Origin of the sequence: Acinetobacter sp. YH01022, from assembly GCF_013420235.1 — a bacterium.
In the GTDB taxonomy this organism is placed as follows: domain Bacteria; phylum Pseudomonadota; class Gammaproteobacteria; order Pseudomonadales; family Moraxellaceae; genus Acinetobacter.
Genome location: NZ_VOYP01000047.1, coordinates 1 through 19,719, shown reverse-complemented (window position 1 = coordinate 19,719; position 19,719 = coordinate 1). Strand labels below are relative to the sequence as shown.

The 19,719-nt window shown below is 41.8% G+C and carries 18 protein-coding genes; 9 read left to right on the top strand and 9 right to left on the bottom strand.

All coding sequences use genetic code 11. From position 1 onward, the window contains the following. Positions 1 to 668: 668 nt before the first annotated feature. Both FTT87_RS13465 and tyrS read right to left on the bottom strand, forming a co-directional pair. Complete coding sequence (locus FTT87_RS13465; protein WP_086197607.1) at positions 669 to 962, bottom strand: hypothetical protein; 294 nt, start codon at positions 960 to 962, stop codon at positions 669 to 671. Positions 963 to 1,488: 526 nt separating this feature from the next. Beyond that, complete coding sequence (gene tyrS, locus FTT87_RS13460; RefSeq protein ID WP_171263257.1) at positions 1,489 to 2,721, bottom strand: tyrosine--tRNA ligase; 1,233 nt, start codon at positions 2,719 to 2,721, stop codon at positions 1,489 to 1,491. A gap of 63 nt (positions 2,722 to 2,784) precedes the next feature. Between tyrS and FTT87_RS13455 the strand changes: the two genes are divergently transcribed. Beyond that, entirely contained in the window at positions 2,785 to 3,912 is a 1,128-nt protein-coding gene (locus FTT87_RS13455) for an anhydro-N-acetylmuramic acid kinase (RefSeq protein WP_180174992.1), read from the top strand. A gap of 80 nt (positions 3,913 to 3,992) precedes the next feature. Here FTT87_RS13455 and FTT87_RS13450 read toward each other — a convergent pair whose 3' ends face one another. From FTT87_RS13450 to FTT87_RS13435, 4 genes are all read right to left on the bottom strand, one after another. Next, the gene (locus tag FTT87_RS13450) at positions 3,993 to 5,282 is read right to left on the bottom strand and encodes a lytic murein transglycosylase (protein WP_086197605.1); all 1,290 of its coding nucleotides are present in this window, start codon (positions 5,280 to 5,282) and stop codon (positions 3,993 to 3,995) included. Positions 5,283 to 5,947: 665 nt separating this feature from the next. Beyond that, positions 5,948 to 7,069 (bottom strand): 5-(carboxyamino)imidazole ribonucleotide synthase, encoded by a 1,122-nt coding sequence (locus FTT87_RS13445; RefSeq protein WP_086197604.1) that lies wholly within the window; start codon positions 7,067 to 7,069, stop codon positions 5,948 to 5,950. A gap of 27 nt (positions 7,070 to 7,096) precedes the next feature. After that, complete coding sequence (purE, locus tag FTT87_RS13440) at positions 7,097 to 7,609, bottom strand: 5-(carboxyamino)imidazole ribonucleotide mutase (protein ID WP_180174991.1); 513 nt, start codon at positions 7,607 to 7,609, stop codon at positions 7,097 to 7,099. Positions 7,610 to 8,008: 399 nt separating this feature from the next. Continuing rightward, positions 8,009 to 8,347 carry a DMT family protein gene (locus FTT87_RS13435; protein ID WP_180174993.1) on the bottom strand — a complete coding sequence of 113 codons (339 nt, stop codon included), beginning with the start codon at positions 8,345 to 8,347 and terminating at the stop codon, positions 8,009 to 8,011. Between the two features lie 256 nt (positions 8,348 to 8,603). Here FTT87_RS13435 and mpl point away from each other — a divergent pair, with 256 nt between their 5' ends. Both mpl and FTT87_RS13425 read left to right on the top strand, forming a co-directional pair. Continuing rightward, complete coding sequence (mpl, locus tag FTT87_RS13430; protein WP_086197602.1) at positions 8,604 to 9,974, top strand: UDP-N-acetylmuramate:L-alanyl-gamma-D-glutamyl-meso-diaminopimelate ligase; 1,371 nt, start codon at positions 8,604 to 8,606, stop codon at positions 9,972 to 9,974. Between the two features lie 229 nt (positions 9,975 to 10,203). Continuing rightward, complete coding sequence (locus tag FTT87_RS13425) at positions 10,204 to 11,289, top strand: zinc-dependent alcohol dehydrogenase family protein (protein WP_180043252.1); 1,086 nt, start codon at positions 10,204 to 10,206, stop codon at positions 11,287 to 11,289. Between the two features lie 190 nt (positions 11,290 to 11,479). On the opposite strand, the gene FTT87_RS13420 is transcribed toward FTT87_RS13425, so the two are convergent. Beyond that, the gene (locus FTT87_RS13420) at positions 11,480 to 11,764 is read right to left on the bottom strand and encodes a GNAT family N-acetyltransferase (protein WP_180043251.1); all 285 of its coding nucleotides are present in this window, start codon (positions 11,762 to 11,764) and stop codon (positions 11,480 to 11,482) included. Positions 11,765 to 12,143: 379 nt separating this feature from the next. On the opposite strand from FTT87_RS13420, the gene FTT87_RS13415 reads away from it, so the two are divergent. The 4 genes from FTT87_RS13415 to FTT87_RS13400 all read left to right on the top strand — a co-directional run bounded on the left by FTT87_RS13415 (position 12,144) and on the right by FTT87_RS13400 (position 15,818). After that, complete coding sequence (locus tag FTT87_RS13415; protein ID WP_180174990.1) at positions 12,144 to 13,100, top strand: TerC family protein; 957 nt, start codon at positions 12,144 to 12,146, stop codon at positions 13,098 to 13,100. Between the two features lie 216 nt (positions 13,101 to 13,316). After that, complete coding sequence (gene guaD, locus FTT87_RS13410) at positions 13,317 to 14,633, top strand: guanine deaminase (protein ID WP_180174989.1); 1,317 nt, start codon at positions 13,317 to 13,319, stop codon at positions 14,631 to 14,633. A gap of 222 nt (positions 14,634 to 14,855) precedes the next feature. Next, complete coding sequence (gene hpt, locus FTT87_RS13405; RefSeq protein WP_092820932.1) at positions 14,856 to 15,383, top strand: hypoxanthine phosphoribosyltransferase; 528 nt, start codon at positions 14,856 to 14,858, stop codon at positions 15,381 to 15,383. A gap of 177 nt (positions 15,384 to 15,560) precedes the next feature. Beyond that, positions 15,561 to 15,818 (top strand): GlsB/YeaQ/YmgE family stress response membrane protein, encoded by a 258-nt coding sequence (locus FTT87_RS13400; protein ID WP_086197596.1) that lies wholly within the window; start codon positions 15,561 to 15,563, stop codon positions 15,816 to 15,818. A gap of 100 nt (positions 15,819 to 15,918) precedes the next feature. Here the strand turns inward: FTT87_RS13400 and FTT87_RS13395 are convergent, their stop codons facing one another. Further along, complete coding sequence (locus FTT87_RS13395) at positions 15,919 to 16,620, bottom strand: DsbC family protein (protein ID WP_180043248.1); 702 nt, start codon at positions 16,618 to 16,620, stop codon at positions 15,919 to 15,921. A gap of 132 nt (positions 16,621 to 16,752) precedes the next feature. Next, the gene (gene dmeF, locus FTT87_RS13390; RefSeq protein ID WP_180174988.1) at positions 16,753 to 17,688 is read right to left on the bottom strand and encodes a CDF family Co(II)/Ni(II) efflux transporter DmeF; all 936 of its coding nucleotides are present in this window, start codon (positions 17,686 to 17,688) and stop codon (positions 16,753 to 16,755) included. A gap of 54 nt (positions 17,689 to 17,742) precedes the next feature. Between dmeF and FTT87_RS13385 the strand changes: the two genes are divergently transcribed. Together FTT87_RS13385 and FTT87_RS13380 are read left to right on the top strand one after the other, a co-directional pair. Further along, positions 17,743 to 18,009 (top strand): metal/formaldehyde-sensitive transcriptional repressor, encoded by a 267-nt coding sequence (locus FTT87_RS13385; RefSeq protein WP_086197612.1) that lies wholly within the window; start codon positions 17,743 to 17,745, stop codon positions 18,007 to 18,009. 116 nt (positions 18,010 to 18,125) lie between these two features. Beyond that, positions 18,126 to 19,301, top strand: coding sequence for an MFS transporter (locus FTT87_RS13380; protein ID WP_180043246.1), 1,176 nt, complete (start codon positions 18,126 to 18,128; stop codon positions 19,299 to 19,301). The last annotated feature ends 418 nt before the right edge of the window (positions 19,302 to 19,719 follow it).

Below are 19,719 nucleotides of genomic sequence, written 5' to 3'. Positions count from 1 at the left end.
AATTTTCTGACAAATATTTCTCAAATAAACTTCGAGTAATTTCTACCATCAATCAATGAAAATAATTTCGATCAATCAACCAGTAAAAATCCACACAAGTTGTTCTTCATAATCTCTTAATGATCTTTCTAATACTTCGTCAGTATTAGAAGCTGGACTTTAATAAACTTAATAACTTAGCACTTCGTGCTTCGTTCGTTTCCGTCTATCTCGTCGGTATGGGGTGCATTCTAGAGGATTTCAGAATCATTGCAACCCCCAATTCACTATATTTTTCACGTATGTCTCTTTTTTCTACAAAAATTGCCAAAAAATCGCTTTTTTATCTAAATTTTGAGCATTTTTCTTAAAAAAATAGCGGATTCATTGTGATTCAAATAAAAACAATCCATTTTTTTAAGACCTGATAGCGATCAAAAAACTACGGAATTCCAATAAAATCCTAAAATTCCTTTTCGCTACAAAAGATTTTTTAAAGCTTTCTCTGATTACAGACGATATTTTGCTCTTTTCCATCCGACTTATAGATATACAACACTTTATTCAAAGCAGCTTTCTACTTTTAGACAGATTTTTTGCGATTTAAAATGAATCCGTTATCTCTCCATCTCATTTTCAACCACAAAAAATGAAGAGTTCATAAAGATTGAACAGCCTATTCAGATGAATTAAGCCACATAGGGTGAGTCATTACGCCCCAACCAGTAACACATGACTTCTTCAATCATTTCTTTCTTACCCTTATAGTCTTCAGCAGCAAATAATAATTTAGCCCGACGCGGTAAACGTTCTTTGACCAATGAAAATAAAAGATAGTGAGAGGCAATATCTAATCGCTGTAATAAAGCATAGGCTTGCTCAAAAGATTCCTGCTTCTGTTCAGGCGTATCGTATTCAAATAGAAAACGTAAAATAAAATCGATTTCCTGATCAAAAATATCCTGAGTCTGGTAATGATACATAAATAATGCTTACCCTCTTTTTTATGACTTTTATAAATATTTTTGAGATTCCATATCACAAGCATGCTAATGATGGGATTCAATCTCAGCATCCATACTACAGTCTAGCCCGTATTTCAAGTAAATGAAAAATGCAACAGCCCAATAAAAAATCAGTAGGAATCATGGAAATTCAGAAATAAAAAAGGAAGAGATCTCTCCCAAAATCTCTTCCCTGGAGTTGAATCTTTATGCGATCCATCGTGTCATTATTATAGTTATCTACAAAAATTTAAAAAAAGCCTCTTGGGGAAGAGACTTAAAAATTGTGGAGTTATTCTTATATACCCTCTAGATATGTTTCTACACAATGTCTAGATGAATAAATCTTAAACATAAAATATGACAAAATCAAGACAATTGGAAAAATTTAAGTATTGTTTTTATAAGCTTTTTTTTGAATTTCTATATTTATATAATTCATATATAACTAAAAAAATAAAAGCAGGCCGAAGCCTGCTTTTATTTCAACAACTTAGAATAATACTCAGTCTACAAAAGTCACTTTTGCAATTGCTTTTTTGCTGGCTTGAACGATCAAAGTCACATTCTCTTTCACAGAAAAATTAGCATCAACCAGATTCCAATCTACTTTAACAGCGCCACGACCGATCGCATCTTTGGCTTGAGCCGCATTTTTAGTTAAACCCGCAGCACGTAAAATAGAGGTAATAAAGATTTCACCACCAAATTCGCCACGTGAAATGGTCACCTCAGGTGTTCCTTCAGGCAATTCACCTTCGGTAATCAGGTTACCCGCACCTTTATGTGCAGTTGCCACAGCTTCGGCACCATGGAAACGCTCAACCAATTCAAGTGCAAGAATCTTTTTCACTTCTTGCGGATTACGACCTTCAGCCACTTCTTTTAACAGCTGCTGGATTTCTTCAATCGACTTGAAGCTTAACAAATCAAAATAACGCTCGATCAGGGAATCGGGCATTGAAAGGACTTTTTGGTACATCGCACCCGGTGCATCAAACACGGCAATGTAGTTACCTAAAGATTTAGACATTTTATTCACGCCATCTAAACCTTCAAGAATCGGTACCGTAATACAGACTTGTGCTTCCTGGTCATAACGACCTTGCAAAGTACGCCCCATCAACAGGTTAAAGGTTTGGTCTGTCCCCCCCAACTCTACGTCAGCATGTAATGCGACCGAGTCATAACCTTGCACCAATGGATATAAGAATTCATGAATCGCAATCGGTTGGTGGCTGTTATAACGTTTGGTGAAGTCATCACGCTCCAGCATACGTGCCACAGTCTGCTGTGAAGCCAGCTGGATTAAATCAGCTGCAGTTTTTTGAGCAAACCATTCAGAGTTGAATACCACCTTGGTTTTAGCCGGATCAAGAATTTTAAATACTTGCTCTTGATAGGTTTTTGCATTTTCCAGCACTTTTTCACGTGACAGAGGCGGACGTGTCGCGCTTTTACCTGTTGGATCACCGATCATGGCGGTATAGTCACCAATCAGGAAATAAACTTCATGCCCCAAATCCTGGAACACTTTCAATTTATTAATCAGAACCGTATGGCCCAAGTGCAAGTCAGGTGCAGTTGGGTCAAAACCCGCTTTAATTTTAAGCGGACGATTTTCTTTTAATTTCTTCAGAAGATCTTCTTCAGAAATAATTTCATGCGTGCCTCGTTGAATGAGGGCAAGTTGTTCTTCAGCCGGCAGGAAATTTGACATCACAAAACCCAAACACATCAGTTATTCAATTTGTGCGATATACTAACACTTTTTCAGCACATTGCAGGCTTAAGAATAATCATGACAGCGATCTATATTGGGGTAATGACCGGCACGAGCATGGATGGTGTCGATATTGTTGCTGCTTCTTTTGATCCCTTACAGCTTCATGCGACCCTCACTTTGCCATTTGATCCAGATCTTCGTGACGAACTGATGGCGCTCACCCTACCGGGCGACAATGAAATTGACCGTATGGGCAAAGCTGACGTTGCTTTAGCCAGCATGATTGGTCAAGGCATTAATACGCTCATTGAAAAGAACCATTTAGATCGTAACCAAATTAAAGCCATCGGTTCGCATGGACAAACCATACGCCACCGCCCTGAACATGGCTTCACCCTGCAAATTGGTGATCCCAACATCATTACCGAAATGACGCAAATTCCAGTCATTTCAGATTTTCGTCGTCGTGATATGGCGGCTGGCGGTCAAGGTGCCCCTCTGGTTCCTGCATTTCATCAAGCCTTGTTTCAGCATGACAACATTCATCGTGTAATTCTGAATTTAGGCGGGATTGCCAATGTCAGTATGCTGCCTGCCGGCAAACCCGAAGCGGTATTTGGTTTTGACACCGGTCCTGCCAATATTCTTATGGATGCCTGGTGTCAGCGTTATACTGGTCAGCCCTATGATGAAAATGGCAACTGGGCAGCATACGGACAACCCATTCGCAGCCTGCTGGACCGCTTGCAGGCGCATGAATTTTTCTCCAAAGAACCACCGAAAAGTACCGGCCGCGAAGACTTCAACCTGGAATGGCTGGATGAACAGATTCTCGACTGGCGTAATGACCTTGAATATGACGAGTTAGAAGATACCCCTGAAAATGTTCAGGCGACCTTAATGAAACTGACCACCCGCGCCATTAAAAAAGCCATTTACCGTTCCGACATGGATACCGGTGAAGTTTATGTCTGCGGTGGCGGAGCCTATAACTCGAACCTGCTTGAACAATTGCGCTGGCGTTTACGCAAACACGAATGGACAGTACAAACTACAGCAGATTTAGGGCTGAGCCCAACCTGGGTAGAAGCAACTGCTTTTGCCTGGCTGGCTATGCGCTTTGTGAATCAGCAAAGTGGTAACCTGCCTGCAGTCACCGGTGCGGCTGGCTATCGTATTTTGGGAAGCATAACGACCGTCTAAACATTTTTTAATGCAAAGCTTTAGCATAAAAAGGTCTGCTTGATGCAGACCTTTTTATTTTTATACGTTAATGGAGCTATTTATTGCATCATTTTTTTTGCATTTTCACTGCGCAAGGCATTTAAAATTTGTTGTCCGGCACGTCCAGTTGGGCTAAGCCCCAAACGAATCTGCTCCTGACGGATCGCTTGACGGGTTTTATCCCCAATCAGGCCATCTACAGTACCAACGTCATAACCGCGATTGATCAAGAATTGCTGAATTTCACGACGCTCTGCACGTGATGTTCCTGCATCATCGGTGGGCCAGGTTTTACTAAAGCCAGCACTCTGGCCCTGTAAGCGATCAGACAAATGCGCAATCGCCAAAGCATAACTTTCCGCAGTATTATAACTATATATGGCATCGAAGTTTTTAAAGACTAAAAATACCGGGCCATTTGCACCCGCAGGTGTCATTAAACCTGCAGCACTGCTGTCAGATAAATTGCCTTGAATCAAAGGACTGCCATCCGCACGAACTACACCACGACTCATCCAGCTGCTTAAAGCCTTTTTATTGCGACGGCTTTCACCCGCAATAGACATGCCTTCCGGAATTCTGACTTCAAAGCCCCAAGGCATGCCAGTTTGCCAGCCGCGTTTTTTCAGAAAATTGGCGGTTGAAGCCAGAGCATCTGTAGTACTGGACACCAGGTCACGGCGTCCATCGCCATCAAAATCGACAGCCAACTCATCATAAGTAGAAGGCATAAACTGGGTATGGCCAAATGCCCCTGCCCACGAGCCTTTCATTTGCTGTTCGCTTAAATCACCGCGCTGCAAAATTCGCATGGTGGTAAAAAATTCGCCACGGAAATACCCCTGGCGACGCCCTTCACAACTTAAAGTTCCCAAAGCCTGCAATAAAGGATAGCTTCCGGAAATATCGCCAAAGTTACTTTCTACACCCCAAACCGCCACCACGGTTTCAGCCGGCACCCCATAGGTGGCTGCAACACGATTTAACACCTCTCGGTGCTGGGCCAGTTTTTGTTGCCCCAACTGTACCCGCTCTTCATCAACCAGACCGGATAAATAGTCCCAAATCGGGGTCGAAAATTCAGGCTGATAATTCAATTTATCAATCACAGAATAATCAGGCGTTAAATTTTGCGTATAGCGATCATAGGTAGAGCTACTCACACCCGAAGTTATGGCTTGACTACGTAAGTTTGCCAGACATTGCTGAAAATTATTTTGCGAAGTCAAAATTTGATTGGCTGGTGGGGTTGAAGTGACTGTGACAGGTTGACCATTAATAATCAGCTCAGCATTGGCTTGAGTCATGGCAAGGAAAACTGAACCTAAAACGAAAGCTAAGCGCTGCATAGTATCCTTTACGATCTTTGAATTTAAATTATGCTTTTACCATACCACCATCAGCACATCGTTTCTGAATCAAATCGTAAATTTAAATTCATTTTCTTCATTTTAAATTCATATTTTACTTTTAAATTTAAAAATTTTATCCACAGGCTTTATTTTTAGAATTTTTTAAATTCAAAACATAAGGAAATATGAATTTAAATTCATTATTTCAAATTTAAAGCAAAGTTTTAAATTCAAACGGCTTGTGGATAAGTTAATTCTGACCGTTTTTATAATCTTAGAAAGCTCATACTTTAAATTTAAAATCCTACTTTTTAAATTTAAAAGTTTAAATTCATTTTCTGCTCAAATACTTTGAATTCATATTTTTTTAAATTCAAATGCACGAGTTTAAATTTAAATTCATATTTTTGAATTTATTTTTATCTTTTGAATTTAAAAATTTCTGCATTGTTTTACGACAATAAAACTAAAATACAGAACCATTCTATTTGTTTGTTTTTTATGCAGTATATTTATAAAGCATTGTATAAATTACACACAATTATTTTTATTCTGTTCCGATAAATGGCGCATTCTTGAAAAGAGGCGCAATCATGCCCGAAGTGCAGGCATAAAAAAAGCGATCATTGGCATGACCGCTTTTTTATCATTCAAACTTGGGTTTAAATGCTCATATCTTCGCTAAGTGCCAGTGGATTCGGCAAAATTTTCGCCAATGCACGGCATAAAGTAGTCAGTTCAGCACTGTCATTTGGCATCAAGGTGATATGGCCAATTTTACGACCTTCACGCTCAGTCTTGTTATAAAGGTGCAAATGAGCGCCATTTAAAGCCAAGACATCTTCAGATTTAGGATGTTGACCAATAATATTGATCATCACCGTTGGACGAACCACTTCAGTTGAACCTAAAGGTAAGCCCGCCACCGCACGAATGTGGTTTTCAAACTGCGAGCAAACAGCACCTTCAATTGACCAGTGCCCCGAGTTATGCACACGTGGTGCCATTTCGTTGGCATACAAGCCCTTGTCAGTGACAAATAGCTCTAGCGTCAACACACCGACATAATTCAAATGATTCAGCAGGCGAGTGATGTAGTCTTGTGCCACAGGCTGTAAATCGGCGCTGTTAGGTGCAGGCACAATTGAGTGCGACAAAATACCATTATGATGGTGGTTTTCTGCCAATGGCCAGGTTTTCACCTCACCGTTTTGACCACGTACCGCAATAATCGATACTTCACGTGAGAAGGTCACAAAACTTTCTGCAATCAGTGAACCAGCCGGACCAAGCTCAGCCCATGCCTGATCAACCTGATCTACAGAACGCAGCACAAACTGACCTTTACCGTCGTAGCCACCTGTTGCCGTTTTCAAGACGATTGGCAAACCCAGTTCAGCAACAGCCACTTGTAAGGTTTCTAGCGAATCGACTGCCTTATAAGGCGCAACTGGAATCTCGAGTTGATCGAATAAAGCTTTTTCCAGCAAACGATTTTGCGCAATAGCCAAAGCCTGACGCGGCGGGTGTAATTGTTTTTGCTGGGTTAAAATATCCACATCTGCAAGCGGGGTATTTTCAAACTCCAGACTAAATACATCTGCACTTTGAATAAACTCATTTAAACCATTTTCAGCTTGGCTTGAGATGACCTGACCCAGCGCTGCAGAAGGGCAATCTGTATTGGCTTCAAAGAAAGTGCATTGAATATTCAGCGGTAGGGCAGCTTGTGCCATCATACGGCCGAGTTGACCACCACCAAAAATACCGATGGTTTTATCCATAACGTGTGTCCCGTTTTAAGCTTGGCTTTAGATTTGACCAGGAATATTTTTGCTCGCCACTTTTTCAGTTTGCGCAGCACGGAATTCAGCAACATTTTTGGCAATTTCAGGACGTATTAAACCTAAAATTTGTGCTGCCATAATGGCTGCATTGGTTGCACCGGCAGGACCAATTGCCAATGTACCGACTGCAATACCGGCAGGCATTTGCACGATTGAAAGCAATGAGTCTACGCCATTAAGAATAGAAGATTTCACTGGTACACCCAGAACCGGTAAGTCGGTTTTTGCTGCACACATGCCTGGAAGATGCGCTGCACCGCCAGCACCGGCAATAATCACCTGAATACCACGTTCACGTGCTGTTTCAGCATATTCAAATAAACGGTCTGGGGTACGGTGTGCAGAAACAACTTCCGCTTCAAATGGGATGCCAAGCTGTTTCAGCATATTGGCAGTGTGTTCCAGAGTTGCCCAGTCAGATTGGGAACCCATGATAATTCCAACGAGAGGTTGAGTGTCTGCAGCAGCCGCATTCATTGCAAATGTTCCATAAACGAATGTAAGGAAGGATAAATCTCGACAAGAGCCAAGTTTTAAATGAATCACAAGCTCGATATTATAGACTGATTTTTCATCTCACCAAAATTTAACAGATACTTTACTGCTGTATTTCCGCTGCTTTTTAGGTAAATAATAAAGAAATCATCATCAATTCTAAAAAAGTATTAAATTATTATTTCCAACGATGCTATCGCGTAAAGGCGACATGGAGGTCGCCGTTGAGCTGTGATACAAGGAAGTATCATCAGATCAACAAAGGATTTTTGTTACTTTTGATCCCTCAAAAGTAAAACAATGCCTCCACAAATTATTTTGGATCATAACTTGAGAAGAAGGCGATGAAGTAACTCAAATTCCAAATAAAATTATCAAGTTTTACTGACTTCTAAAAACAAAATATACACAACCTAAAAGACACAATCCTGCCCACAAATAATCCAGTTTAAACGGCTGTTTAAACAGAAAAATCATAAAAGGTACAAAGACCAGCAAGGTCACCACTTCCTGGGTTATTTTCATTTGTCCCACAGCCCAGCCCTGTTGTGCAAGCAGGCGAGTGGCGGGAATCATAAAACTGTACTCCAGCAGGGCGATCAGCCAGCCGAATAAAATCGCCTGCCAGATGGGTGCACCATGTAAAAATTTAAGATGACCATACCAGGCCAAAGTCATAAAGCAGTTGGAAATAATTAAAAGCAGCAGGGCAAAGTACATAGTCAATTGATCTGGAAGAACTGCAAATATTTTACGTTTTTCCAGTAAAAAAGCATGTGATTTCCGGACGGATTTTAGCGCGGAGAAATCCCGATCCAACAGCCCCCTAAACTACCGGATGCAATGCCGGGAATAGATACAAGAAAGACTATCTTTTCCGCAAAACCCTTGATATCGTTGCTTTCAAATTGAATCAATAATGACAACACCACCAATAACAACGTGATGTGTCTAAAAAGCAGTGGAGTTAAAACGCATGCATCTGCATATTTTGGGTATTTGTGGCACCTTTATGGGTTCGCTCGCACTATTGGCACGTGATTTAGGACATAAAGTGACGGGTTCGGATGCAAATGTCTATCCACCCATGTCAACCCAACTAGAAAATGCAGGCATTGGCTTAATGCAGGGTTATGACCGCAGTCATTTGCAGCCACATCCCGATCTGGTGATTGTCGGGAATGCCATGAAGCGCGGCATTGATGCGGTGGAATACATGCTCAATGAAGGTCTGCCTTATATTTCAGGTCCACAGTTCTTGGCCGATCATGTTTTACAAGGCAGACATGTGCTGGGTGTTGCAGGAACCCATGGTAAAACCACCACAACCACTATGCTGGCTTGGGTACTGGATCAGGCCGGTTTAAATCCGGGCTTTTTGATTGGCGGCGTACCTTTGGGTTTTAGTGAAAGTGCACGTTTAGGCGGCGGCAAATACTTCTGTGTGGAAGCAGATGAATATGATTCTGCCTTCTTCGACAAGCGTTCCAAGTTCGTGCATTACCATCCTAAAACCGCGATTTTGAATAACCTTGAATTTGACCATGCCGATATCTTTGATGATCTGGCTGCGATTCAAAAACAGTTCCATCATTTAGTACGGACCATTCCAAGTGAAGGCCGCATTATTGCGCCAATTACCGAAACCAATATTGATGAAGTTTTGCAGATGGGCTGCTGGACACCTGTGGTTCGCACTTCATTGGATGCCAATGACAAAGCGTTACTTTCTGCCGAACAGTTATTAAATGATGGTTCACATTTTAAAGTACTGGAAAATGGTATCGTTAAAGGTATCGTGAAATGGAACATGACCGGACAGCACAGTGTGGCCAATGCCTTGGCGACCATTGCAGCGGCGGAACATGTGGGCGTTTCGATCGAAACTGCATGTGAAGCACTTTCCAACTTTGGCGGCGTCAAGCGCCGTATGGAATTGCTGGATACGGTAAAAGGCATTGAGGTGTATGATGATTTTGCCCATCACCCAACCGCCATTGAAACCACGCTTGACGGCGCACGCAAACGCCTGGGTGAACGTAAACTGTGGGCCATTATTGAACCGCGCTCCAATACCATGCGTATGGGTAGCCACAAAGATGGTTTGGCGCATTCCGCACGTCTGGCGGATGAAGTAATCTGGTATCAACCGGAAGGGCTGGACTGGGATCTACAGCCGGTAATTGATGCCGCACCAAACAAAGCCGTGGTGGCACGTAGCTTAGATGACATCATTCAAACGGTTGTCTCTGAGGCAGGTGAGGGCGATGCTGTGGTGATTATGTCGAATGGTGGTTTTGGCGGATTACACCAGAAATTGATTAGTGCCTTACAGCAAAACGCTTAAACTTCTTTTCAGCCTGAACTTGATCAGGATCGTAGCCAATCGTTCTGCGGTCCTTCACTAACAAATTAATAAATCATATATTATTTTTTATTCAAATAACTATTTTGCTAATGACCTTGTCATCAAGACTTGTTAATTTAACTGGATAGCATCCCGCCAACATGACTGTTGCTATATAAGCCAGGCGGCTGGATGTCTTTTACAATAATCATTAAGAAGGATGGTCCCCATGTCAAATACAATGAAAGCAATGGTTTACTACGGCGCCAATGATATCCGCTTCGAAGAACGTCCTATCCCTACCATCCTGCATCCCGATGATGCGATTATCAAACTCACAAAAGTCACAATCTGCGGAACCGACCTCGGCATCTGGAAAGGTAAAAACCCCGAAATTGAACAGGTGGAAAAAGAAAAAACCGGCAGCTTTAATGGCCGCATTCTCGGTCATGAAGGCATCGGCATTGTAGAAGAAGTCGGTTCAGCCGTAAAAAACTTCAAGAAAGGCGACCGGGTAATTATTTCCTGTGTCAGCCGCTGTGGTACCTGTGAAAACTGCCAGAAACAGCTGTACGCGCATTGCCGTAATGAAGGGGGCTGGATTATGGGTTACATGATTGATGGCACCCATGCCGAATATGTCCGGACTCCATTTGCCGATACTTCACTCTATCATTTGCCAGAAGGCCTGAATGAAGATGTCGCAGTTTTCCTGTCTGATATTCTACCAACTTCACATGAAATTGGCGTGCAGTATGGTGATGTTAAACCGGGCGATAACGTGGCAATTGTCGGTGCTGGCCCGATTGGAATGAGCTGTCTGCTCACCGCACAATTCTATTCACCTGCCAATATTATTATGGTGGATACAGATGATAACCGACTGGAATTTGCCAAGACTGTAGGGGCTACCCATGTCATCAACTCTGCTAAAGAAGATGCCATTGCAAAGATTTTAGAGCTGACCGGTGGTCGTGGTGTTGACTGTGCCATTGAAGCAGTGGGTGTGGAACCGACCTGGAATATCTGCCAACATGTGGTGAAAGAGGGTGGCCATATTGCCAACGTGGGTGTGCATGGCAAACCCGTCAACTTTGAACTGAACAAGCTCTGGATCAAGAACCTGACCATCACCACCGGTCTGGTCAATGCCAACACCACCGGCATGCTGCTGAAAACCTGCTGTTCCGGCAAACTGCCACTGGAAAAACTGGCGACCCATCACTTTAAGTTTGCTGAGTTTGAAAAAGCCTATGATGTCTTCAAGCATGCCGCTGATGAAAAGGCACTAAAGGTGATGATCGACATGGCTTAAACTTTAAGTCTTCGATAAAAAAGTCCGCATCGCGGACTTTTTTTATTTTAGCCTGAATCAAAAATAGAAGAGTGGGCCTTTATTGGCCTGATGGCAGGTTCTGAATTTTATACCCTACTGCAAAGCCTTGATCTGCCAGATTTAAAAGCCAAATGACAGACAATCTCTCTATCGGCCAGCATCTTTAAACTTAGGCTACAACATCTGTAAAACTCTGATCACGTTTAAACATTACCTCCACATAGGAACAGGTAGGAATAATTTTTAACTGTTTTTCACGTGCAAATTCAACTAAAACATCTAACAATTTTCGTGCTACGCCTTGACCACGCAAACAATCATCCACCCAGGTATGATCAGCCACTATGGTATTTTCATTGCGCCAAACATAACTGATTTCTGCAATTCGTTGACCTGCATCATTCAAAGTAAAAAACTCACCTTGTTGGCCGTTATCCTTGTGTTGAAACTGCATCGCTAGTCCTCACTTTGTATTTGACTGGAACCAGAATACGTTAAAAGTAGATTATTTTAAAACAGTGTGAATAGATAAAATTTGCACAATTACAATAAATATGCGATTCTTCAACCATATTTGGATGAAATCCAAAACAAAATTAAGTTGAACAAGGGGAGTAGCCTCCTCCAGACCTGATCTTTTACAGTGGTTAAAAGATTAGGTGTCAGAATATCGTCATTACACTTTGCAAAAAGTCGGTATCTGAGCATCTGAATTTACATAATATGAATATTCAGATGTAGGCAAGACCTTGATCATGTTGACACAGATGTTTAAATCATCTGGCAACAGGTCAAGGTTTTTTTATGGCCAGTTGTCAGGTGTGGAGATTTTTATGGAATCCATTGGCAATTTATGGCTGTATTTAGCATTCTTCGGTTTAGTTGCCGTTATGCTCATCATCGACTTTTTGGGCTTCAGACAAAAACAGGGCCAAGAAGTCAAAATTAAAACCGCAGCGTACTGGAGTATGGCTTGGGTTTCTGTCGCCGTGCTATTTGGTGGTGGCTTATGGTTTTACCTGCAACAGACAGATGGGGTAGCCATCGCAAATACCAAAGTCATGGAGTATTTTGCAGGTTACTTATTAGAGAAATCGCTGGCGATTGATAACGTTTTTGTGTGGCTGATGATTTTTGCGGCCTTCGCTATTCCTCCGGCATTGCAACGTAAAATATTGCTCTATGGGGTACTCGGCGCCATTGTATTACGTACCCTCTTTATTTTTATTGGTGCCTGGTTCGTTCAGGAGTTCTCTTGGGTACTTTATATCTTCGGTGCTTTCCTGGTCTATACCGGCTTTAAATTTCTTAAAGGTCATGACGAAGACCCCAATATTGAAGATATGGCCTTACTCAAGTGGTTACGTAAACATATGCGTATTACCCCGCAGCTGGAAGGAGATAAATTCTTTGTCCGTCAAAACGGTCTGTTATGGGCCACGCCGTTATTCCTGGTCTTGATTTTGGTTGAAGCTTCCGATGTCATTTTTGCAGTAGATTCCATTCCGGCTATTTTCGCGGTCACCAGTGATCCCTTTATCGTATTAACTGCAAACTTAATGGCCATTTTAGGTCTACGTGCCATGTTTTTCTTGCTGGCAGGTGCAGCATCTAAAATGCATTACCTGCCGTATGGTCTCGGTATTATCCTGCTGTTTATTGGTTTCAAAATGTTGATGCTGGATGTGTTCCATATGCCAATCTGGATATCACTCGGCTTTATTGTGATTGTCCTGTCCATTACCGCATGGTTATCGATTCGCTACAACAAGCAACAACAGTCACTTTAATTTTTAAATAAAATGATTCGGCCTTTCATCTCATAAATGGAAGGCTTTTTTATGACCCATATTTCAAGCGACTGGATATTTATAAGTAGAGTTTTTTATCCTTTAGCATGCAGCTCAATGCATCGCACAGGGGAGAGGATTAACCCCATCAGATCGGGTTTAAGGGAAAAATTTCAGGTACAATCAATCGAAAAAATTCAAAATCGCAGGTTTTCAATGTCTTCTGTAGTTGCAACGACGGCGGTTCGCGGTCGCTTCCTAGATATTCAGAATACGGTTGCCCAAGCGCGTGATATTCACGACCAAGTGCGATATGTAGAAGATGGTTTACTGATTGCCGAAAATGGCAAAATTCGCTGGTTTGGCGACTGGCAAACCGGCCAGCAGCATATTCCGGCTGATGTCGAAGTTCATCACTATCCCGACAAGCTGATTGTACCGGGTTTTATTGATACCCATATCCATTTTCCGCAAACCGAGATGGTCGGGGCCTATGGGGAACAGCTGCTTGAATGGCTGAATACCTATACCTTTCCAACTGAATTGCAGTTTAAAGACAAAGCCTATGCCGACAAAATCGCGCAGTTTTTTGTCCAAGAATTATTAAAAAACGGCACCACCACAGCTTTGGTTTTTTGTACAGTCCATGCGGAATCGGTCGATGCCTTATTTGCAGCGGCACAACAGTATCAAATGCGTTTAATTGCCGGCAAAGTGATGATGGACCGTCATGCACCAGAAGATTTGTGTGACACGCCAGAGACTGCTTATCAGGACTCTAAGGCATTGATTGAAAAATGGCATGGCAAAGGCCGCAACCTGTATGCCATTACCCCACGTTTTGCACCGACCTCGACGCCAGAGCAACTGGCCAAAGCAGTGCAGCTGAAAGCCGAATATCCCGATGTGTATGTGCATACCCATTTAAGTGAAAACAAGAATGAAATTGCCTGGGTCAAAGACTTATTTCCTGAGCAAAAAGGCTATCTGGATGTCTATCACCATTATGGTTTAACTGGGCAACGTTCGGTATTTGCCCACTGCGTACATTTAGAAGATGCTGAGTGGGACTGTATGCATGCCACCGACTCGGCCATTGCCTTTTGTCCGACCTCAAATCTATTTTTGGGCAGTGGTTTATTTCCCTTGAAAAAAACCTGGGAAAAACAGGTTAAAGTCGGTTTAGGCACAGACATTGGGGCAGGGACGTCCTTCAGTCAGCTGCAAACCTTGAATGAAGCCTACAAAGTACAGCAGCTTCAGGGCGATAAACTCTCGGCATTTGAGTCTCTGTATCACGCCACCTTGGGCGGCGCCAAAGCGCTGGATCTGGAGGATAAACTGGGTAACTTTAACCTGGGCAAAGAAGCAGATTTTATTGTACTGGATTTAAAAGCCACTGCACTGCAGGCACTGCGTCAGGAACATGCCAAAGGCATTGAAGATGCTTTATTTGCACTGATGACCATGGGCGATGATCGTAATATCCATGCCACCTATATTTATGGAGCAGCAGCCTATGTCAAAAAGTGAAGTGAGGAAAAAATCTGCTAAAAAGATTATTGTGTGGACTGGAATTGCCCTGGTGTGTGCATTTTTACTGAAACGCGATACGGTGCAGCACAAGGTCTGATTATATTTACAAGCGCAAAAAAGATGCATCTCTTAAACAGATGTATTAAAATTAAAACAACTTTAGAGGTGTTGCTGGTCAACACCTTTTTTATTTTTTGATTTGCTTTTAGGTATCTCCCCATGACCGTTCATATGAGTGTGATGATCTCAACTGAAGAAATTCAAGCCAAAGTCAAAGAGCTTGGTGCAAAAATTGATGCTCACTATGCCAATAGTGACAAAGAATTGGTGCTGATTGGTTTACTTCGCGGTTCTGTCATTTTTATGGCGGATTTATGTCGTGCAATCAGCAAACCACATGAACTCGATTTTATGACCGTATCCAGTTACGGTGGCGGTACGGTTTCAAGCCGTGATGTCAAAATTCTAAAAGATTTGGATGGTGAAATTCGCGGTAAAGATGTACTGATTGTGGAAGATATTATCGACTCTGGTAATACCCTGAGCAAAGTCCTGGAAATCTTGAGCACGCGCGGTCCCAACTCTATTGAACTGTGTACGCTCATCAGCAAACCTTCACGCCGTGAAATTGAACTTGAAGTGAAATTCCTGGGCTTTGAAGTGGAAGATAAATTTATTGTCGGTTATGGCTTGGACTATGATCAAAAATATCGCCATATTCCATTTATTGGTGAAATTGGTTTATAAGACTGCCCCAAGATACTTAAAGTGGCCGAAGGCCACTTTTTTATGCTTTAAAGTACAACAGGCACAAAAAAACAACAGTTATTAGCAGGATTCATCTGTTTCGTGTTGGATAAATGATTAATTATAAAAATGAAAGCGAATTGAAAGTAAATAAATGATAACAAAAGGAGAAGACTGATGTGGTCACTGATCGTTGCAATCGTGGTCGGTTTTATTGCAGGTTTAATTGCACGCGCTATTCATCCGGGTAATGATAAGGCAGGATTTTTTATTACTGCCTTGCTCGGTATTGCAGGTTCTTTATTGGCCACTTATGGTGGGCGCTTACTCGGACTGTATGGTGAAAACTCTGCAGCAGGTTTTATTGCTTCGGTGATTGGGGCCATCATTATTCTGTTTCTTTATAACCTGGTGACCAAGAATTCCAGGGGTTAAATGTCCTGTCGAATCATGGAATAAGTCATAAAAAAGCACCGTACACGGTGCTTTTTTATAGTTACTTTTTTATAGTTCCTCGCATCAGCGCAGATCTATTTTATAAACCCAGTTCTTTCCAGATTTTTTCAATTTCCTGGGCAGGGTAGGCCCCCATGACTTTAAAGCCATTGGAGAAAACAATGGCTGGTGTCCCGGTTAAACCTAAAGTTTTACCTAAACTTAAATTACGCTCAATCGGATTGGCACAGCTTTTATTAGCATTGGGTTGAATGCCTTTAGCGATCAAATTTGACCAGGCCAAAGCTGGATCTTTCTCACAAAATACCTGTTTTGAAACCGCCACAGATTGAGTTTTAATAGGGTAAATAAAGGTGTAAATAGTCACATCCTTTAATTTGCTTAGTTCAGTCTCAAGCTGTTTACAATACGGGCAATTTGGGTCAGAAAAGATCGCAATCTGGCGTTTACCATTACCTCGCACGGTTTTGACTGCATCCTGTAACGGCAATTTTTTCCAGTCAACACTGTTCTGCTTCAGTATTAAATCTTTGGTCAGGTTTTTCTGATCACTTAATCGGAACATGGAACCGACCAGAATATGTTGAGCATCTTCCCCCAAATATACCACTTGGCCATCCATTGAGCCGCTATAAATCCCTTTCATTTCGGTGGTTTGAATATTTTCAATGTTTAGTTTGGGATGTTGCTTACTCAGGTTGGTTTTCACTGTATCGACATTTGCCAAAGTTAAAGTGGAAATAAAACTCACCAAGGCACATACCAATGTTTTTTTAATCATCTATTTTGCTCATCGCTTTAAAATCTTTCCCGCTGATTCTACTCAAAAACCAGCCAGGTAATCTTAAAATTTTAGCTCGCCTTACTGAAAATACACATATTTACCCAGCAAGGTTTCACGTGGAACATGGATTTAGCGTGGATTAATTTCTACCGAAACATGTACGATTTCCTCATGAATGGACAAGGCTGCACGAATCTGGTCTGCATTCAAATTGAAATCGGTGGCTAAAGCTAAAATGCAGGAGAATTTACCTTTGCCGACTTTCCAGACATGCAGGTCAGTAATTTCTACTAGAGGAAATTCTGCAATCACCTCGCGAATTTCTTCTACGACCGGATGATCCATTTCTGCATCCAGTAAGGTTTTTCCAGTTTCTTGAATGAGGCTCCAAGCCCATTTCGCCACCAGAATGGATCCGATGATGCCCAGTGCAGCATCCAGAAAAGTCCAATTCAAATACTTGGCAGCAAACAGGGCAATAATGGCAAAAACTGAAGTCACAGCATCGGCAACCACATGCATAAAAGCGGCTTTCTGGTTTAAGTCATGCTCGGTATGAGTATGCTCATTTTCATGATCATGATCATGATCATGGTGATGGTGATGGTGATGGTGATCATCATGCAGTAACCATGCGCAGATTAAATTAATCACCAGGCCCAATATTGCAATCGGAATGGCTTGATTATAAAGAATATCAACCGGGTTGAGCAGTCGTTCAATCGATTGAAAGGCCATAAACACCGCCACCACCATCAACAAGATGGCGCTGCTATAGCCTGCCAAAATTTCAATTTTCCAGGTGCCAAAACTAAAACGATGATCCTGCGCATAACGACGTGCAGAACGGTAAGCAAAATAAGCCAGTCCCAGCGCCAGCATATGCGAACTCATGTGCCAGCCATCGGCCAGCAAGGCCATAGAGTTGTAAATCCAGCCACCAATCACTTCTAATAACATCATCACTGCCGTTAGAATGGTCGCCAATAAAATGCGTTTTTGTGCGAGCGGGTTGCCTTCATCAAACTGATGACTATGGGTTCGGGTCAATGGGGCGTCTTGCATAATCTAGATTTTCAATATACTCCCCCATAGTATATTTATTTTTGGAGAATAATGTTGGGTCATTTATATCAGGACAAGAAAATTCAGAATCGGGTCAAACGTTTACAAGGTCAGATTAATGCAGTGGATCTGGCTTTAAATACACCTGATGCTTCATGTATTCAAATATTGCAGCAGGCTGCCGCGATTAAAGGTGCGGTGAATGGTCTGATAAATGAGCTTATTGAAGCACATTTGCGTCATCACGTGATTGGAGAACAGACAGCAATTAATGAAACAGAACTGGAAGAATTTCTTAAATTATTAAAGCGTTATAGCTAAACTTCTTACATTTTATCCATTGACGCTATAGATCGATAACCAGTACGCTAAATTCTCCTTTTCTCCCCCCCTATTTGCCATTTTGAACGCTGTGGCAAATATTTTTGCGACACTCTATGACAAATCAACAATCCTGGCGCCCGTTTTTGATGGTGAGCCTGGCTCTTTGTATTGGAACGATGGGGACGGCACTGGCCAGCCCTTTATATCCCATCTATCAGCAACTTTGGCATCTGTTGCCGAGTCATATCACCTATATTTTTGTCACCTATATGTTGGGCTGTTTAGCCACGCTCCTGTTTTTAGGCCGTACCAGTAACAGCATTGGCTTTTTAAAAACCTTAGAACTTGGTTTGGTCATCATCACACTTGGGCTTCTACTGTCCATGTTTGCGAATAATGTGCTATGGCTGTCTTTGGGGCGTTTTATTATCGGAATTGCCTCGGGATTGATGACTACATCAGCATTGATTGGTCTGATGTGGAGCATTCCTGAATCACATAAAAGCCATGCACCCCAGCTCAGTTCAGTAATTACCGCAGTTGGTTTTGGTTTAGGCCCATTGGTCGGTGGACTGATTGCCCAGTTTTCTGCTACACCGCTATTTACCCCGTATATTCCTATCATTGTTGGGGCAATGTTGTGCTTCGTAGGTTTGTTACGTCTGCCACAGCCTGAATTTAGCGCACAGGCATTCTCGATTGCACCGCATTTAGAACGTCCTGAAGCACAATTTCATGTTGAATTTTATATTACCGGTTTGACTGCCTTTTGTGCCTTTGCAGCGTTTAGCCTATTCGCTTCACTTTCTCCCTCATTTGTACAGTTCATCATTCCCTGGCATGGTCCTTTGGTCAGTGGATTAGCCATTACCTGTATTTTGCTAATTTCTGCCATGGTACAGTATTTTTCCAGATCGATTCCTGCAAGAAAATGCCTGAATTATGGGCTGTATACGCTGTTGTTCAGTTTATTGATCCTGGGTTTATGTATCTATCTACACTGGAGCTTTCTGTTTTTTATCAGTGATGTAATGGTTGGCGTTGGGCATGGATTAGCGCTGATCGGGGCATTTGGTTTAATTCATGCCATGACCAACCTGCACAACCGGGCTGCAGTCATGTCGACTTATTTATTTGTAGCCTATTTAGGCACCATTTTACCCATTCTTGCAGTGGGTTATCTTGCCGATCATTTTGGTTTAACCGCAAGCGTACTCAGTTTTTGTGCTGCGTTCTGTTTACTGTGTCTGTTTTTGTTAATTTGGCATAAAAAAATAAATGATAAATAATCATCCTCAGCTTTAATGATCTTGCCCAGAAGTTTAGGTTATACGCTCATTCTCAATAATATTGAATCCATTTTATTCCTCATCGACAGAATGGAAATGCTCAAATTCTAATTCAACTTTTCTTATATCTGGTGATTAATAACCGAATATAATATCATGCCATCAGATGGATTTTGAGCATACACTGAAGCAGTCAATGACATAAAAAAGCACTAAGCCATTAAAACTTAATGCTTTTAAGTTAACACTATAACTTATAGGACTTACGCATTGACAGATTCAAAAAAGTATCGCAGATTCAAATCCCAAGTGCAACACATTTGTAGTTAGTTGAAAAAGTTAGGTGTATTCATAGAATCATTAGACTTTTTCAACTCGCAATTGGAAAGCACACAATGAAGAAATACACCCAACTTTC